The sequence below is a fragment of the Burkholderia sp. CpTa8-5 genome (assembly GCF_017815045.1).
Lineage (GTDB): Bacteria > Pseudomonadota > Gammaproteobacteria > Burkholderiales > Burkholderiaceae > Burkholderia > Burkholderia sola.
This window is the reverse complement of sequence record NZ_JAGIQD010000016.1, coordinates 140,081-154,023: the sequence shown is the minus strand read 5'-3', so window position 1 is coordinate 154,023 and position 13,943 is coordinate 140,081. Positions and strand designations below refer to the sequence as shown.

Genomic DNA, 13,943 nt, shown 5'->3' with positions numbered 1-13,943 from the left:
CATCTCAGCGCAACGTTTACAACCACTCCTTCCACAAAACAAAAATGCCCTTCGGTCGCTTAACTGAACGGCATTACACCTCCGGGTGGCGTTTCTGTTTCCTCGCGATTTTTTCTGCGATCCCGAGAATCGCCGCGCCGCGCCGCGCTGCGTCGTGCGTGCGCCCGGTCGACCGGTGCCGCCCGCATACGAAAATGCCGCCCGGCCCCACCGAACGGCATTGCGTGAAAGGCGGCGTCTTCGCGTGCGCCGCGCCCGGGCGCGCCGCGAGACGGGCGTCGTGCCGTCAGCGCCAGTTCGCCTCGTAGAAACGCACGTAGCCGCTGCGCAGCGTCACGCATTGCGCGCGCGTTTCCGACAGCAGGCGCCGTGCGGCCGCCTCGATACGCTCGCGGTGCTGGTCGAATGCGCCGACCATGTCCTCGAAGCGCGGCGATGCCGCGCCGAAGTGGTCTTCCAGCGCCTCGGCGGTGATCTGGCATTGGACCCGCTCGCCATTGACCAGCGCCGTGAACCCCAGCATCAGGTCACGCCCCGAATACTCCGGCTTCTCGTTCGTGAAATGGATCTGCATGGGAGCCGCCTCGACCGGTAGAAAACGAATGACCGCGTCCGTCGTCCGCTACCGGCCGGACGAAATGTACGCGGGCTCGCCGGCGGAGGCCCCGACCGCGGAGTGTGGCGCGGTCGCTGCATGCCGGTTGAATTCCACTTTAGACGGTTTCGCGCGGGACACAAAAATTTCGGTGTGCGTCGTTCCGACGCGCATTTCGTCTGATCTGCGCGGCATCCGGCACCGTTTCGGAAAACGGCGTCAGTGCGGATCGGTCGGCCAGATGTTGAGCGCGATCGCGGCGGTCGTGACGCCCACCGCAATCGCGGCCGCCCCGTATCTCACCGCATCGGTCAGATCGAACAGCAATCCGTGGATCGCCACGGCAATGCCGCCCAGCATGATGAAGGTGGCAATGGCCGCCAGCACGACTCTCAGTTCCGTCCGAACCATGATGCGTCTCCCGAACGGATGCATGTCGCGTCGCATGCATGTTGCAGTGCGGAACACGGCGCGTGCGTGCTCCATTTCCATCATTGCAGGCGGGCGCTTGAAAGCAAGGGGATTTTATCGGCAGTCGCGCATCGCACGTGGCGCTTGTATGATGATGCGTACCCGGACGAACGGCTGTCGCGCCCCATGGTGCGCCGCGAGCGGAGACGCACTCCGCCGCCGCTTCCGATCCGGTCGGCCCCGGCGGCTCCGGGGAACAGGAGACACATCATGCCGCAACCCTTCGTGCTGCCCGCCACCGCGGGGCGTACCGACCTGCTCGCGCAGGCGCATGCGCGTTCGACCGCGGTCGGCCTGCGCGCGCACGAGCGTCCCGATTTCGCGCCGCTGTCGCGCGTCGCGCTGCGCGAACTGCTCGACACGAACCACACGCTGTTCTCGCACGCCCGCCCGGTGATGGAGGATCTCCATGCGCAGATCGCCGAGACCCAAAGCCTCGTGCTGCTGACCGACGCCGACGGCGTGATCCTGCACAGCATCGGCGATGCCGACTTCATCGAGAAAGCCAACCGCGTCGCGCTGTGCAACGGCGTGTCGTGGGCCGAAGGCGCACGCGGCACCAACGCGATCGGCACCGCGCTCGCGTCGGGCCAGGCCGTCGTCGTGCACGGTGCCGAACACTTCCTGCGCGCGAACCACATCCTCACCTGCGCGTGCGCGCCGATCGTCGATCCGTTCGGCCGCACGCTCGGCACGCTGGACGTGAGCGGCGACCCGCGCGGCTCCAGCCCGCATACGCTCGCGCTCGTGCGGATGTCCGCGCAGCTGATCGAGAACCACCTGTTCGCGAACCAGTGCGGCGAAGCGCTGCGGCTGCGCTTTCACGCCCACGAGGATTGCGTCGATTCGCTGTTCGCCGGGCTCGTCGCGTTCGGCCCCGACGGCGGGCTGATCGCCGCGAACCGCAGCGCCCAGTTCCAGCTCGGCGCGTCGTTCGACGCGCTGCAGCATCAGGCCAGCGACGCGTTGTTCGGCATGCGCTTCGCCCAGCTCGCGCAGCAGGCCGCGCGCGCGCCGGGCGCCACGTTCCGTCTCACGCTGTCGACCGGCGTGCGCGTGCTCGCCCGCTGCGAATTCCCTGAAGCGCAGAAAACGACCGTCGCCGTCACCCCGTCGGCACCGGCCGCACGCGTGCGGGCGCCGGACCCCGATGCGATCACGTTCGCGACGCTCGACACCGGCGACGCGCGCATGGCCGCCGTGCTCGAACGCGTCGCGAAGATCCGCGGGCGCGACCTGCCGCTGCTGATCCTCGGCCAGACCGGCACCGGCAAGGAATGGCTCGCCCGCGCGCTGCACCAGGCGTCGCCGCGCGCGGACGGCCCGTTCGTCGCGGTCAACTGCGCGGCGCTGCCCGATTCGCTGATCGAGGCCGAACTGTTCGGCTATGAGGACGGCGCGTTCACCGGCGCGCGCAAGCGCGGCAGCCCCGGCAAGATCGCGCAGGCCGACGGCGGCACGCTGTTTCTCGACGAAATCGGCGACATGCCGCTCGCGCAGCAGGTTCGGCTGATGCGCGTGCTGCAGGAACGCGCGGTGATGCCGCTCGGCGGCGCACGCGCGGTGCCGGTCGACGTGCGCGTGGTATGCGCGACCCACCGCGACCTGCGCGCGATGATCGCGGACGGCACGTTCCGCGAGGATCTGTTCTACCGGATCAACGGGCTCGCGGTCACGCTGCCGGCGCTCGCCGCACGCACCGACCTGCCGGCGCTCGTCGAGCGGATCCTCGCGCGGCTCGCGCGCAGCGAGCCGATGCCGCGCCGCCTCGCGGCCGACGTGCTCGACGCGTTCGCGCGCCACCGCTGGCCCGGCAACCTGCGGCAGATGACCAACGTGCTACGCACGGCCGGCATGCTCGCCGAAGACGAAGCCGAGATCACGCTCGCGCATTTGCCCGACGATTTCTGGCTCGACTGCGAGGATGCGGCCACTACGTCGGCGGCAGCCATACCGGTCGCATCGATCCCATCGGTCGGCAAACGCGAAGGCACGACGCTGCACAGCCACCAGGCCGCGATGATCGATGCGGTGCTCGCGCGGCATGGCGGCAACGTATCGGCGGCCGCGCGCGAGCTCGGCCTCGCCCGCAACACCGTGTACCGGTATCTGCGGCGGCACTGACGCACGCGGCTGGCGGCCGTCGGCCGCCGGCGGCTTCGGGTATGCTTGGCGCGTTGCCGCCGAACCGCCGCCCGCTTCACTCATGACCGATCCAGAACATCCGCCCGTCGTGCGCATCGAGCCGCTCGGCGCAAGCTTCGACGCACCCGATACGCTGACCGTGCTCGAAGCCGCCGCGTTCGCACGCGTGTCGCTGCCGCGCTCGTGCCGCAACGGCACGTGCCGAAGCTGCCTTTGCCGGATCGTCAGCGGCAGCGTACGCTATACGATCGAGTGGCCGGGGCTCTCCCGCGACGAAAAAGCCGACGGCTATACGCTGCCGTGCGTGGCCGTCGCGACGTCGGACCTCGTGCTCGACGTGCCCGACGCAGCCATGCTCGACTAGACGCGGCGCGCGGCCGCGCGCGTCGTTCTGCAACGCTCGATCCTGCATGGAGAACATGATGGTCCAGCAAACCGATCGCATCGAAAAACAGACGCTGCTCGCCGCGTCGCCCGACCGCGTGTGGGCAGCCGTCAGCAACTCCGGCGAATTCGGCCAGTGGTTCGGCGTGTCGTTCGACGGCCCGTTCGAGGCCGGCCAGTCGCTGTTCGGTCGCATCACGCCGACCCGCGTCGACGATGACGTCGCCAAGGCGCAGGAGCCCTATGCGGGCACCGTGTTCGAAATCGTCGTCGACCGTATCGAACCCAAGCAACTGTTCTCGTTTCGCTGGCATCCGTTCGCGATCGATCCGAATGTCGATTACGCGTCGGAACCGATGACGCTCGTCACGTTCACGCTCGCGACACAGGCCGGCGGCACGCTGCTCACGGTCACCGAAACGGGTTTCGACCAGTTGATCGAAGCGCGTCGCGCGACGGCGCGCGACATGAACGACCAGGGCTGGGCCGCGCAGATGACACTGATCGCGAAGTATCTGGCGCCGCACGCATAGCGCGCCGCGATGCCGCAGGTGGGTGCCGACCGGCGAACCGACGTGCGTGGCATAATCGCCCGCATCGTCAGTCCACCCGCCGCCGTGCATCGCATGCTGAGTCGTCGCCTCCGGAAGATCGGCAGTCTGATCGGGATGTTCGCCATCCTGATGACGGCGCTCGCGCCGACAATCTCGCAGGCGCTGACCACGCAGGGGCGCATCGACGCGCTGCTGGCCGGCTACTGTTCGGCCGCGCCGGCCGCCGGCGACCGCTCCGCCGATGCGTCGACGAAAAGCCTGCAGGCCCATCTGCAGGCATGCGGCTACTGCAGCCTGCTTGCCCATACGCCCGCGCTACCCGCTCCCGAACTGACGTTCGCGGCCCGCGTGCACGCGATCGAGCATCGCGCGGCAACCCGCTTCGAAAGCCTGCGCCGCGCGCTGCCGCTCACGGCCGCGCAACCGCGCGCGCCGCCGTTCACGTCCTGATCCGTCGCCATTGCGCGTGATGCCGTCGTGCATCGCGTCGCCCGCGCACGCCGCCCGCGTGCGCGACATGTCACGTTTCGAAGGACGATCATGTCTCACCCTGCTGCGCGCGGCGTCGTGCCGGGTGCGCGGTTGGCCGCCACCGGTTCGGATTGCCGTGCCTGCATTCGCCCGCATGCGAATGCGCGCCCTCGCACGTCCGCGCTAAGCGCCGCCGACATCGATGCCGCTCGCGCAGCCGTCCGTCGAATCCGTCTTTTTCCATCCGATTCGTTACTCGCACACCCAGCCATGAAAACCGCTACTTTCGTTCGCGGCGCACTCGCCGCACTCGGCTTCGTCGCCCTCCACGCCGCGCATGCGCACGCGCTCCCGAAAATGCAGGACCCGGCGCCCAACGCCACGCTGTCGAGCGCGCCTCACGCAGTCACGATCGATTTCGGCGAAGCGCTCGAGCCCGCGTTCAGCTCGATCGCCGTGACCGACAGCCAAGGGCAATCGGTCGTCGACGGGAAGTCGGCCGTCGACGCCGGCAACCGGAAGCGGATGCACGTCGCACTGGCGAGCCTGAAGCCCGGCGCCTATACCGTCGCGTGGATCGCGGTGGCCAGCGACGGCCATCGCACGCACGGCCGCTATGTATTCACGTTGAAGTAACGCATGTCACGCACGCGATGCGCATCGGCGCCCCATGCCGACCGCATTCGCATCGATGCCGTCGGCATCGCACCCGATAAGGAGAACAAATGATGAAACGCCCTCTTCCGACTGCCCTGCTCATGGCACTGGCGCTGCACGCGTCCGCCACCTTCGCCGCACCCGCCATCGAGGCCGATGCGTGCTGGATCCGCACGATGCCGGCGACGGTGCCGTCGTCCGGCTACTTCACGCTGAAGAACGGCGGCGACGCGCCCGCGACGCTGACCGGTATCGACACGCCCGCCTACGGGATGGCGATGGTGCATGAAACGCAGACGAGCGGCAGCACCGCGAAGATGGTGCACGTCGACTCGGTCGTCGTGCCGGCGCACGGCACGCTGACGTTCAAGCCGAAGAGCTATCACGTGATGCTGGAGGAACCGCGCCAGGCCGTCGCGCCCGGCACGAAGGTGCCGCTTCGGCTGCACTTCGCGGACGGCTCGACCGTGTCCGTGACCTGCGACGCGAAGGCGCCGACCTACGCCGGCCAGTAACGCCGCCGACCTCACGACCGAAGGAGAGGCACATGAAAAACCGCCTGCCGCTGGCCGACCTGATCGTCCGCTACCGGACCCCGCTGAACATCGCAGTACTGATCGCCTGCGGATTATGGGCCGCGTGGATCGCGTGGATGACGCGGCCTGCCGCCATCGATACGCCGCCGTCGATTCCCGCGTACTGCATGCGCGACGCGCGCTGACGCGCCGCTACCGCACGGTTCCGGCGGTAGCGGCCCGCGCCATTATTGGCGTGCGATCATCGCTTCATCCCGACCGCCGGAACCGCCTTTCGGAGCGCCGCATGTCCATTCAGACCTGGATGCTGTTTGCCGCAGCCTATCTCGCCACGACGCTGTCGCCGGGCCCCAACGTGCTGCTCGTGATTCGCAACACGGTGCGCTACGGCGCGCACGGCACCGCCGCGACGATCGCCGGCAACCTCGTCGCGCAGGGCGTGGTCGTGCTGCTGGTCGCGCTCGGCGTCGGCGCGGTGCTGGCGGCGATGCCGCCGCTGTTCGTCGCGATGAAGGTGATCGGCGCAGCGTACCTGATGGTTCTGGGGGTCCGGCAGTTGCGCGGCGACCGCCAGGCCGGCGTCGCATCGAGCGGCGCGGCGGAACTCGCCGTGCCCGATCGCCGGAAGCTGTTCCGCGAAGCGCTGTTCGTGTCGGGCAGCAATCCGAAGACGATGATCTTCCTGTCCGCGTTCATGCCGCAGTTCGTCGTGCACGATCGCCCGCTCGCGCTGCAGTTCGTCGTGATGTACGCGACGATCGCGTGCACGGTCGTGGTCGTCCACAGCGTCTATTCGGCCGGCGTGCGCCGCCTGCATCGCGGCGTCGGCATGAGCCGCGCGGTGCGCGCGCTCAAGCGTGCGAGCGGGTTGCTGTTCGTCGGGCTCGGTATCAAGCTGCTGACCGCGCGGCAGGCGTAAGCCGCCCCCATCAGCCCATGCGAGCGGCCAGCGCGGCCGCGATCTCGTCGAACGACGGCCGCGCGTCGACGTCCTCGTTCATGCACGCCGCCGCCAGCGCATCGAGCGCGCCGGCGTGCGGTTCGCAGCGCTCGAGCAATTCGCCGAGCAGATAGCCGAACGCGCGCACTTCGAGCCGCTCGAACCTCGCGCCGCGCGTGCGCTCGTTCACGTCGTACAGCGACGCCGCCCCGAAATCGCCGAGCAACGCGCCGCCTGCGCCGTCGTGCAGGATGTTGTGCGCATACAGGTCGCCATGCATGATGCCGCGCGCATGCAGATGGGCGGCGACCGACGCGATGCCGTGCGCGATCCGCAACGCGTGCGCCGGATCGAATTTGGTATCGGCGACATAGACGTCGCGCGTGCAGGACGCGAAGCTCGGTGGCCCGGCGAGGTTCGTCAGCGCGGGATCGACCTGCTCCATCACGAGGCCGTGCGTGCCGTCCGGATGCCCGCGCACCTTGCCGATCACCGGGATCAGATACGGGTGGCGGCCGGCATGCAGGCATGCGGCCATTTCGCAATCGGGCAGGCCGTCGCTCGTCACCGCGCCCTTGAACAGCTTGAGCGCGACCGTCCGCGGCGGATGGCCGTCCGCCCGCCATTGCGCGCGATAAATGACACCCGACGCGCCCTCGCCCAGTTTCCGTTCACATGACAGCGCGGCCCAGTCGATCTCCGCGACGTCCGGCCCGGCGGACGCCGCGGCCTCCGGCGCCGCGCCGAACGGGTTGCCGGCCACGGCGAGCCACGCAAGACGCGGCAGGCGCAGCAGCCAGTCGGGCAACGCGGGCAGCCGGTTCGCCGACAGGCGCACCAGCTCCAGCGCGCGGCATGCGGCCATTTCCGCGGGCAGCGCCCGCAGCCGATTGCCGGCCAGCATGAGCTTCTGCAACCGCGCGCAGTCGCCGATGTCGGCCGGCAGTTCGTCGATCGCGTTGTCGGTCAGGATCAGCCAGCGCAGCGCACGCGGCAGCGCGCCGCGCGGCACCGTGCGGATCCGGTTCGCCTTGAAGCCGATCATGTCGAGTCGTTCGCACGCGCCGAGCACGTCGGGGAACGCGGTGAAGCGGTTGCCCGACGCGAACAGGATGCGCAGGCGATGCAGCCGCGGCAGATCGTCGGGCAACGCGGACAGCGCATTGCCGGTCAGGTCGAGCACTTCGAGCGTGTCGGCCAGCTCGAAGATCTCGCGCGGAAATTCGGTCAGTCCGCACGCGAGCTTCAGTTGCCGCGCGCCCGACAGTTGGCCGGCCTGCAGTTGTTCGAGGGTGTGGGTCACGGGGAGAAAACGGGGGGCGGTTGCGGGGACCCATCGGGTCGATCGGACGAATTCTACCGGGATCGACGAGGTGCCCGTACACGACCTTGTCATCCCCCCTTCACAAATGCGAAATGTGACGTTAGAATTGCGCCCCTTGCAGTGCCGACGTGGTGAAATTGGTAGACACGCTATCTTGAGGGGGTAGTGGCGAAAGCTGTGCGAGTTCGAGTCTCGCCGTCGGCACCAGATGCGCTTTCCTCGCATTCCCGCATTTCAGAAACCCGCGACAGCAAATGGCCTCGCGGGTTTTTTGTTGTCCGCTACGCGAGCAGCAGAAAATTCCGCACCACCGCGGACGGCTCGTCGCAGCGCGACGCAATGGCCAGCCTCGCGCGAAACCGGTTGCCCGCGAACGGCCGGTATACGACCCCGGGAACCTGCACCTGCGTAATTGCCTTCGGCACGACCGACACGCCGAGGCCCGCCGCCACCAACGTCACCGCGGACGCGATCTGCGGCGCCGGTTGCGCCATGCGCGGCTCGAAACCGGCGGCCTTGCACGCGGCGACGATATCGTCGAACAGCGCGCCGCCGGCCGCGCGCGGCACCTGCACGAACGACTCGTCGGCCAGCTCCGCCAGCTCGATGCGCCGGCGCTGCGCCAGCCGATGCGCGACGGGCAGCGCGACGAACATCGGCTCCTCGTCCCAGTCGGCTACCCGCAGCGTCGCGGCCACGCGGCGCTCGGGCCGCACGATCGCGACGTCGAGGCGCCCGGCCTCCAGCGCCTCCAGCAGCACACCCGACGTCGCTTCCTGCAACGTCAGCTCCGCATCCGGAAACGCCTCGCGAAAGCGGCGAATCAGATCCGACACCTTCGGATTGAACGCGGCCGTCCCGGTGAAGCCAACCCGCAAATGGCCGGTTTCCCCGCGCGCGGCGCGTCTCGCCGCCCGTGCCGCGCGCTCGGCATCGTCGAGCACGCGTCGCGCCTCTTCCGCGAAAACCTCTCCCGCCAGCGTCAACTCGGCGCCGCGCGCGGTCCGCTTGAACAGCTCCACGCCGAGCTCGTTCTCCAGCGCCTTGATCTGCTGGCTCAATGGCGGCTGGCCGATGCCGAGCGTTTCGGCGGCCTTCGTGAAATTCGATGCGGCCGCGACGGCCAGAAAGTAGCGGAGATGCCGGAGTTCCATGCGTGACGTGACCTCGCGGTGTGAGTCGGGTTGGCGCGTGAGCCAGTGTTAAAACATATTACTGCGGTTCATTTCATATATTGGACATATACATGACCGTGCGCAAGAATTCGTGTATTCCGTCGCACATCGAGTGCCCCATGTCCTCCGCTTCGATTTCCCGCTCCATGCCCGGTACGCAACCGTCCGCGCCCGATGCGCTGCCGGCCGGCGTGTCCCCGCGCTCGGCCGCGTACAAGCGCATCGCGTTCGCGCTGTTCCTCGCCGGCTTTTCTACCTTCTCGCTGCTGTACTGCGTGCAGCCGCTGCTTCCCGCGTTCGCCCGCGAATTCAACGTCGGCGCGGCGTCGAGTTCGCTGTCGCTATCGCTGTCGACCGGGATGCTCGCGGTGTCGATCCTGTGCGCCGGCGCGCTATCCGAACGGGTCGGGCGGCGCGGGCTGATGTTCGTGTCGATGACGCTGGCCGCGCTGTTCAATCTGCTCGCCGCGCTGTCGCCGAACTGGCACCTGCTGCTCGTCTGTCGTGCGCTCGAAGGCTTCGCGCTGGGCGGCGTGCCGGCGGTGGCGATGGCCTATCTCGCGGAAGAAATCGCCGCGGACGGGCTCGGCTTCTCGATGGGGCTCTATGTCGGCGGAACCGCGTTCGGCGGCATGATCGGACGGATCGGGATGAGCGCGCTCGAGGAGCACTTCTCGTGGCGCACGGCGATGCTGTCGATCGGCGTCGTCGATCTGCTCGCGGCGCTCGCGTTCGTGATGCTGCTGCCGGCGTCGCGACGCTTCGTGAAGCGCACCGACCTGACGCTGCGTCACCACCTGCGGCTGTGGCACGCGCAATTGCGTCACGCACGCCTGCCGTTCGTGTTCGCGATCGGCTTCCTCGTGATGGGCGCGTTCGTGACGATCTACAACTACGCCGGGTTCCGGCTCATGGCGGCGCCGTTCAACCTGAGCCCGACCGCCTGCGGGCTGATCTTCGGGGCCTATCTGTTCGGGATGGTGTCGTCGTCGAGCGCCGGCGCGCTCGCCGATCGCCTCGGGCGGGCGCCGGTCCTCGTCAGCGGCATCGTCGTGTTCGCGGCGGGCCTCGCGCTGACGCTGTCGCACTCGCTCGTCGCGATCGTCGTCGGCATCGTGCTCGTGACGATCGGCTTCTTCGTCGCGCATTCGGTCGCGAGCGGCTGGGTCGGCGCGCTCGCGGGCGCCGCGAAAGGGCATGCGGCGTCGCTGTATCTGCTCGCCTACTATGTCGGGTCGAGCGTGCTCGGCTCGGTCGGCGGCGCATTCTGGCAACGCGGCGCGTGGACGAGCGTCGCCGCGTATGTCGCGGTGCTGCTCGCCGTCGCATTGCTGGCCGCGCGGCGGTTGAGCCGTGCTTGATGCGACGCCCGACGACGATCGCGCTCGGCGCTGTTCGCGGGCTGCGGCATCGTCGCCGAATCCGAGCCGATCAGTGAATATCAGGAAACCGAACTGAAACTGTCGGGCATGCAGGCAGTGATCCGCATACGCGACGCGGCGTCGGACCGACAGGGCCGCACGCAGGTGTCGACTTCGTCGATGGTCGACCGATTCGCACCACCCGTCAAAGCAACGGCAGCGTCTGCCGGATATGGTCGGCGAATGCTGCCGTCAGGTGCGACGGTCGCTTCCGGTCGAACCGCAGCGTAATGCCCACCGCCGGCAACGGCGGCAAATGCGGATCGCCGTTGACGATCGCGACGTCGGCCGGCACGGCCGTCTGCGTCATCACCGCGAACGCCTGCCCCGAACGCACCAGCGCGATCAGCCCGGCGAGGCTGCTGCTCGCATACGCGACGCGATAGACGCGGCCGGCGCGGTTCAACGCGTCGCACGCGGCAACGTGATCGAGCGTATCGCGATCGGACAGCGCCAGCGGCAGCGGATCGAAATGCGCGGGATCGAGCCCCGGATAGCCGATCCAGACCAGTTGCTCGCGGCGAATGATGTCGCCGGTCGCACCGTCGTCCGGCACGGAAATCATCGCCAGATCGACCGCGCGCTTCTCCAGCTGTTCGACGAGCCGCGGCGTCGGCCCGCAGACCACTTCGACGATCGCCTGCGGATGCTGGCTCGAAAACTGCCGCAGCAGCGACGGCAGCCACACTTGCGCGTAATCGTCCGGGCAGCCGAACCGGATCGTCCCCGACAGCCCCGTGCCGCACAGATCGGCCATCGCCTCGTCGTGCAGCCGCAGGATGCGTTGCGCATGCACGAGCAGCCGCTCGCCCGGATGCGTGAGCACGACGCCACGGCCGGTGCGCTGGAACAGCGGCTGGTCGACCACTTCCTCGAGCCGCTTCATCTGCTGGCTGAGCGCGGATTGCGTGCGGCCGACGCGCGCGGCCGCGCGGCTCAACGCGCGCACCTCGGCGATCACGACGAACGAGCGCAGCAGGTCGATTTCGAGCGAAAGCGCCAAGGTATTAGCCCCTTTTCTAGCTTGCATTAGAACTATTCGTTTCCATCAAACCAGACGCGCGCCTAGACTGCAAGCGATCCCTGCCCTTTTGCCCGGAGACGCCCATGTCCCTGAACGACGACGCAACCTTCTGGCGAAACGCCAGGCAGCATCTGGTCCGCTACGGCGGCACGTTCGAGCCGATGATCGTCGAGCGCGCGAAAGGCAGCTTCGTGTACGACGCCGACGGCCGCGCGATCCTCGATTTCACGTCGGGCCAGATGAGCGCGGTACTCGGCCACAGCCATCCGGAGATCGTGTCCGTGATCGGCGAATACGCGGGCAAGCTCGATCACCTGTTCAGCGGGATGCTGTCGCGGCCGGTCGTCGATCTCGCGACGCGCCTCGCCGATATCACGCCCGCCGGACTCGACCGCGCGCTGCTGCTCAGCACCGGCGCGGAATCGAACGAGGCGGCGATCCGGATGGCGAAGCTCGTCACCGGCAAGTACGAGATCGTCGGCTTCGCACAGTCGTGGCACGGGATGACGGGCGCCGCCGCGTCGGCCACGTACAGCGCCGGCCGCAAGGGCGTCGGACCGGCGTCGGTCGGCTCGTTCGCGATTCCGGCGCCGTTCGCGTACCGGCCGCGCTTCGAGCGCAACGGCGCGTACGACCCGCTCGCCGAACTCGACTACGCGTTCGACCTGATCGACCGTCAGTCGAGCGGCAACCTCGCCGCGTTCATCGCGGAGCCGATTCTCAGTTCGGGCGGGATCATCGAGCTGCCGGAAGGCTATATGGCCGCGCTCAAGCGCAAGTGCGACGCACGCGGGATGCTGCTGATCCTCGACGAAGCACAAACGGGCGTCGGCCGCACCGGCACGATGTTCGCGTGCCAGCGCGACGGCGTGACACCCGACATCCTGACGCTGTCGAAGACGCTCGGCGCCGGGCTGCCGCTCGCGGCGATGGTCACGTCCGCGGCCATCGAGGAACGCGCGCACGAACTCGGCTACCTGTTCTACACGACGCACGTGTCCGACCCGCTGCCGGCCGCCGTCGGCCTGCGCGTGCTCGACGTCGTGCAGCGCGACGGCCTCGTCGCGCGCGCGAACACGATGGGCGAGCGGCTGCGGCGCGGGCTGCTCGACCTGATGGAGCGCTTCGACTGCATCGGCGACGTGCGCGGGCGCGGGCTGCTGCTCGGCGTCGAGATCGTCAAGGATCGCCGCACGAAGGAGCCGGCGGACGGCCTCGGCGCGAAGATCACGCGCGAGTGCATGAAGCTCGGGCTCAGCATGAACATCGTGCAGTTGCCCGGCATGGGCGGCGTGTTCCGGATCGCACCGCCGCTGACCGTCAGCGAAGACGAGATCGACCTCGGCCTGTCGCTGCTGGAGCAGGCGATCACGCGCGCGCTTTAACGTTCTTCACCGCCTCACTCGGTCCGTCGCACCGGCTCAACCTGCCGGCGCGACGGGTTCCGATCGTTCAACCCGCTTCCGCCGCCCACGCTTGTGCGTCGGCGCCAGCCGGAATGCGCATTGGGCTCGACGGATCGGTCGCCGCGCGCCACACGGCTTCGGCGACGTCCTGCGCATGGGTGATCGGCCCCGACGCATCGAGCATTCGCGCGACGGCCTTGCCGACGAAGTCCGCATACGCTTCGTGCTCGAAGCCGTGCATGTTGCCCCGTGCGTTGTCCGCGAAACGCGTATCGGGCGCGCGGCCCGGCAGCACGAGATGCGTGCGCACGCCGAATGGCTCGAGTTCGACCGCCATCGATTCGGTATAGGCGTTGACCGCCGCCTTGCTCGCCCGGTACGCGCTGACCAGCGGCAGCGCCTTCAGCGTCACGCTCGACGTGACGTTCACGACCACGCCGGCACCGCGCGCGCGAAACTGCGGCAGCACGGCCTGCGTCACCGCGATCGTGCCGATCGTGTTGGTGTCGAACAGCGCGCGCACCGTGTCGAGCGGCGTGAGTTCGGCCGGCGCGGCCGCGCCGAAGCCCGCGTTGTTGACGAGCACGTCGATCGGGCCGGCAGCGTCGACCGCGGCGCGAATGCTGTCCGCGTTCGTCACGTCGAGCGGCAGCACGCGCAGGCGCTCCGCCGGCGGCAGCACGTCGTCGCTCGGCGTGCGCATCGTCGCGACGACCTGCCAGTCGCGCGCGAGAAAATAGCGGGCGATTTCGAGGCCGAAGCCGGAAGAACAGCCGGTAATCAATACGGTTTTCATGCGAACTCCTCGGGTGTGTTGAGCATGTGTTCGTACGATAGAGG

General features: G+C 68.5%; 17 protein-coding genes and 1 tRNA gene. 12 read left to right on the top strand and 6 right to left on the bottom strand.

Annotated elements, in window-relative coordinates:
* Positions 1-308, top strand: a 308-nt coding sequence (locus J8I35_RS23395) for a hypothetical protein (RefSeq protein WP_209927128.1), incomplete at its 5' end; no start/stop codon positions are given.
* On the opposite strand, the gene J8I35_RS23390 is transcribed toward J8I35_RS23395, so the two are convergent.
* Together J8I35_RS23390 and J8I35_RS23385 are read right to left on the bottom strand one after the other, a co-directional pair.
* Entirely contained in the window at positions 287-574 is a 288-nt protein-coding gene (locus J8I35_RS23390; protein WP_006486743.1) for a DUF1488 domain-containing protein, read from the bottom strand. The genes J8I35_RS23395 and J8I35_RS23390 overlap by 22 nt on opposite strands.
* Before the next feature lie 240 nt (positions 575-814).
* Positions 815-1,090, bottom strand: coding sequence for a DUF2964 family protein (locus tag J8I35_RS23385; RefSeq protein WP_235356163.1), 276 nt, complete (start codon positions 1,088-1,090; stop codon positions 815-817).
* A gap of 186 nt (positions 1,091-1,276) precedes the next feature.
* Between J8I35_RS23385 and J8I35_RS23380 the strand changes: the two genes are divergently transcribed.
* The 8 genes from J8I35_RS23380 to J8I35_RS23345 all read left to right on the top strand — a co-directional run bounded on the left by J8I35_RS23380 (position 1,277) and on the right by J8I35_RS23345 (position 6,732).
* The gene (locus tag J8I35_RS23380; RefSeq protein WP_209927115.1) at positions 1,277-3,190 is read left to right on the top strand and encodes a sigma-54-dependent Fis family transcriptional regulator; all 1,914 of its coding nucleotides are present in this window, start codon (positions 1,277-1,279) and stop codon (positions 3,188-3,190) included.
* An 82-nt stretch (positions 3,191-3,272) separates the two neighbouring features.
* Positions 3,273-3,575, top strand: a complete 303-nt coding sequence (locus J8I35_RS23375; RefSeq protein WP_050012376.1) for a 2Fe-2S iron-sulfur cluster-binding protein — start codon at positions 3,273-3,275, stop codon at positions 3,573-3,575.
* A gap of 58 nt (positions 3,576-3,633) precedes the next feature.
* Positions 3,634-4,128, top strand: coding sequence for an SRPBCC family protein (locus J8I35_RS23370; RefSeq protein ID WP_209927122.1), 495 nt, complete (start codon positions 3,634-3,636; stop codon positions 4,126-4,128).
* Positions 4,129-4,221: 93 nt separating this feature from the next.
* The gene (locus tag J8I35_RS23365; protein ID WP_124594976.1) at positions 4,222-4,599 is read left to right on the top strand and encodes a DUF2946 domain-containing protein; all 378 of its coding nucleotides are present in this window, start codon (positions 4,222-4,224) and stop codon (positions 4,597-4,599) included.
* 291 nt (positions 4,600-4,890) lie between these two features.
* Positions 4,891-5,256: a copper resistance CopC family protein gene (locus J8I35_RS23360; protein WP_124639159.1), complete on the top strand. Its 366-nt coding sequence runs from the start codon at positions 4,891-4,893 to the stop codon at positions 5,254-5,256.
* Between the two features lie 92 nt (positions 5,257-5,348).
* On the top strand, positions 5,349-5,792 hold the full coding sequence (locus J8I35_RS23355) for a copper chaperone PCu(A)C (protein ID WP_209927112.1): 444 nt from the start codon (positions 5,349-5,351) through the stop codon (positions 5,790-5,792).
* Between the two features lie 32 nt (positions 5,793-5,824).
* Positions 5,825-5,998, top strand: a complete 174-nt coding sequence (locus tag J8I35_RS23350) for a hypothetical protein (RefSeq protein ID WP_162838118.1) — start codon at positions 5,825-5,827, stop codon at positions 5,996-5,998.
* Between the two features lie 101 nt (positions 5,999-6,099).
* Entirely contained in the window at positions 6,100-6,732 is a 633-nt protein-coding gene (locus J8I35_RS23345; RefSeq protein WP_124639157.1) for a LysE family translocator, read from the top strand.
* Positions 6,733-6,742: 10 nt separating this feature from the next.
* Here J8I35_RS23345 and J8I35_RS23340 read toward each other — a convergent pair whose 3' ends face one another.
* Positions 6,743-8,056 carry a leucine-rich repeat-containing protein kinase family protein gene (locus J8I35_RS23340; RefSeq protein WP_209927111.1) on the bottom strand — a complete coding sequence of 438 codons (1,314 nt, stop codon included), beginning with the start codon at positions 8,054-8,056 and terminating at the stop codon, positions 6,743-6,745.
* Between the two features lie 143 nt (positions 8,057-8,199).
* On the opposite strand from J8I35_RS23340, the gene J8I35_RS23335 reads away from it, so the two are divergent.
* A tRNA-Leu gene (locus J8I35_RS23335) sits at positions 8,200-8,284 on the top strand.
* 74 nt (positions 8,285-8,358) lie between these two features.
* On the opposite strand, the gene J8I35_RS23330 is transcribed toward J8I35_RS23335, so the two are convergent.
* Positions 8,359-9,231: a LysR family transcriptional regulator gene (locus J8I35_RS23330; RefSeq protein WP_050012372.1), complete on the bottom strand. Its 873-nt coding sequence runs from the start codon at positions 9,229-9,231 to the stop codon at positions 8,359-8,361.
* Positions 9,232-9,371: 140 nt separating this feature from the next.
* Here J8I35_RS23330 and J8I35_RS23325 point away from each other — a divergent pair, with 140 nt between their 5' ends.
* A complete protein-coding gene (locus J8I35_RS23325; protein WP_050012371.1) occupies positions 9,372-10,613 on the top strand; it encodes an MFS transporter in 1,242 nt (413 codons plus the stop codon).
* Positions 10,614-10,818: 205 nt separating this feature from the next.
* Here the strand turns inward: J8I35_RS23325 and J8I35_RS23315 are convergent, their stop codons facing one another.
* A complete protein-coding gene (locus tag J8I35_RS23315; protein ID WP_209927109.1) occupies positions 10,819-11,703 on the bottom strand; it encodes a LysR family transcriptional regulator in 885 nt (294 codons plus the stop codon).
* A gap of 77 nt (positions 11,704-11,780) precedes the next feature.
* On the opposite strand from J8I35_RS23315, the gene J8I35_RS23310 reads away from it, so the two are divergent.
* Positions 11,781-13,082, top strand: coding sequence for an aspartate aminotransferase family protein (locus J8I35_RS23310; RefSeq protein WP_050012355.1), 1,302 nt, complete (start codon positions 11,781-11,783; stop codon positions 13,080-13,082).
* Positions 13,083-13,149: 67 nt separating this feature from the next.
* Here J8I35_RS23310 and J8I35_RS23305 read toward each other — a convergent pair whose 3' ends face one another.
* Positions 13,150-13,899 carry an SDR family oxidoreductase gene (locus tag J8I35_RS23305; protein ID WP_050012354.1) on the bottom strand — a complete coding sequence of 250 codons (750 nt, stop codon included), beginning with the start codon at positions 13,897-13,899 and terminating at the stop codon, positions 13,150-13,152.
* Between the last annotated feature and the right edge of the window lie 44 nt (positions 13,900-13,943).

Excerpts from the sequence above, each read along its gene's own strand:
- J8I35_RS23305 (WP_050012354.1), bottom strand. The coding sequence starts at position 13,899 with ATGAAAACCGTATTGATTACCGGCTGTTCTTCCGGCTTCGGCCTCGAA.
- J8I35_RS23315 (WP_209927109.1), bottom strand. The coding sequence starts at position 11,703 with ATGCAAGCTAGAAAAGGGGCTAATACCTTGGCGCTTTCGCTCGAAATC.
- J8I35_RS23365 (WP_124594976.1), top strand. The coding sequence starts at position 4,222 with ATGCTGAGTCGTCGCCTCCGGAAGATCGGCAGTCTGATCGGGATGTTC.
- J8I35_RS23385 (WP_235356163.1), bottom strand. The coding sequence starts at position 1,090 with ATGATGGAAATGGAGCACGCACGCGCCGTGTTCCGCACTGCAACATGC.
- J8I35_RS23345 (WP_124639157.1), top strand. The coding sequence starts at position 6,100 with ATGTCCATTCAGACCTGGATGCTGTTTGCCGCAGCCTATCTCGCCACG.
- J8I35_RS23390 (WP_006486743.1), bottom strand. The coding sequence starts at position 574 with ATGCAGATCCATTTCACGAACGAGAAGCCGGAGTATTCGGGGCGTGAC.
- J8I35_RS23370 (WP_209927122.1), top strand. The coding sequence starts at position 3,634 with ATGGTCCAGCAAACCGATCGCATCGAAAAACAGACGCTGCTCGCCGCG.
- J8I35_RS23380 (WP_209927115.1), top strand. The coding sequence starts at position 1,277 with ATGCCGCAACCCTTCGTGCTGCCCGCCACCGCGGGGCGTACCGACCTG.
- J8I35_RS23355 (WP_209927112.1), top strand. The coding sequence starts at position 5,349 with ATGAAACGCCCTCTTCCGACTGCCCTGCTCATGGCACTGGCGCTGCAC.
- J8I35_RS23375 (WP_050012376.1), top strand. The coding sequence starts at position 3,273 with ATGACCGATCCAGAACATCCGCCCGTCGTGCGCATCGAGCCGCTCGGC.
- J8I35_RS23360 (WP_124639159.1), top strand. The coding sequence starts at position 4,891 with ATGAAAACCGCTACTTTCGTTCGCGGCGCACTCGCCGCACTCGGCTTC.
- J8I35_RS23350 (WP_162838118.1), top strand. The coding sequence starts at position 5,825 with ATGAAAAACCGCCTGCCGCTGGCCGACCTGATCGTCCGCTACCGGACC.
- J8I35_RS23325 (WP_050012371.1), top strand. The coding sequence starts at position 9,372 with ATGTCCTCCGCTTCGATTTCCCGCTCCATGCCCGGTACGCAACCGTCC.
- J8I35_RS23310 (WP_050012355.1), top strand. The coding sequence starts at position 11,781 with ATGTCCCTGAACGACGACGCAACCTTCTGGCGAAACGCCAGGCAGCAT.
- J8I35_RS23330 (WP_050012372.1), bottom strand. The coding sequence starts at position 9,231 with ATGGAACTCCGGCATCTCCGCTACTTTCTGGCCGTCGCGGCCGCATCG.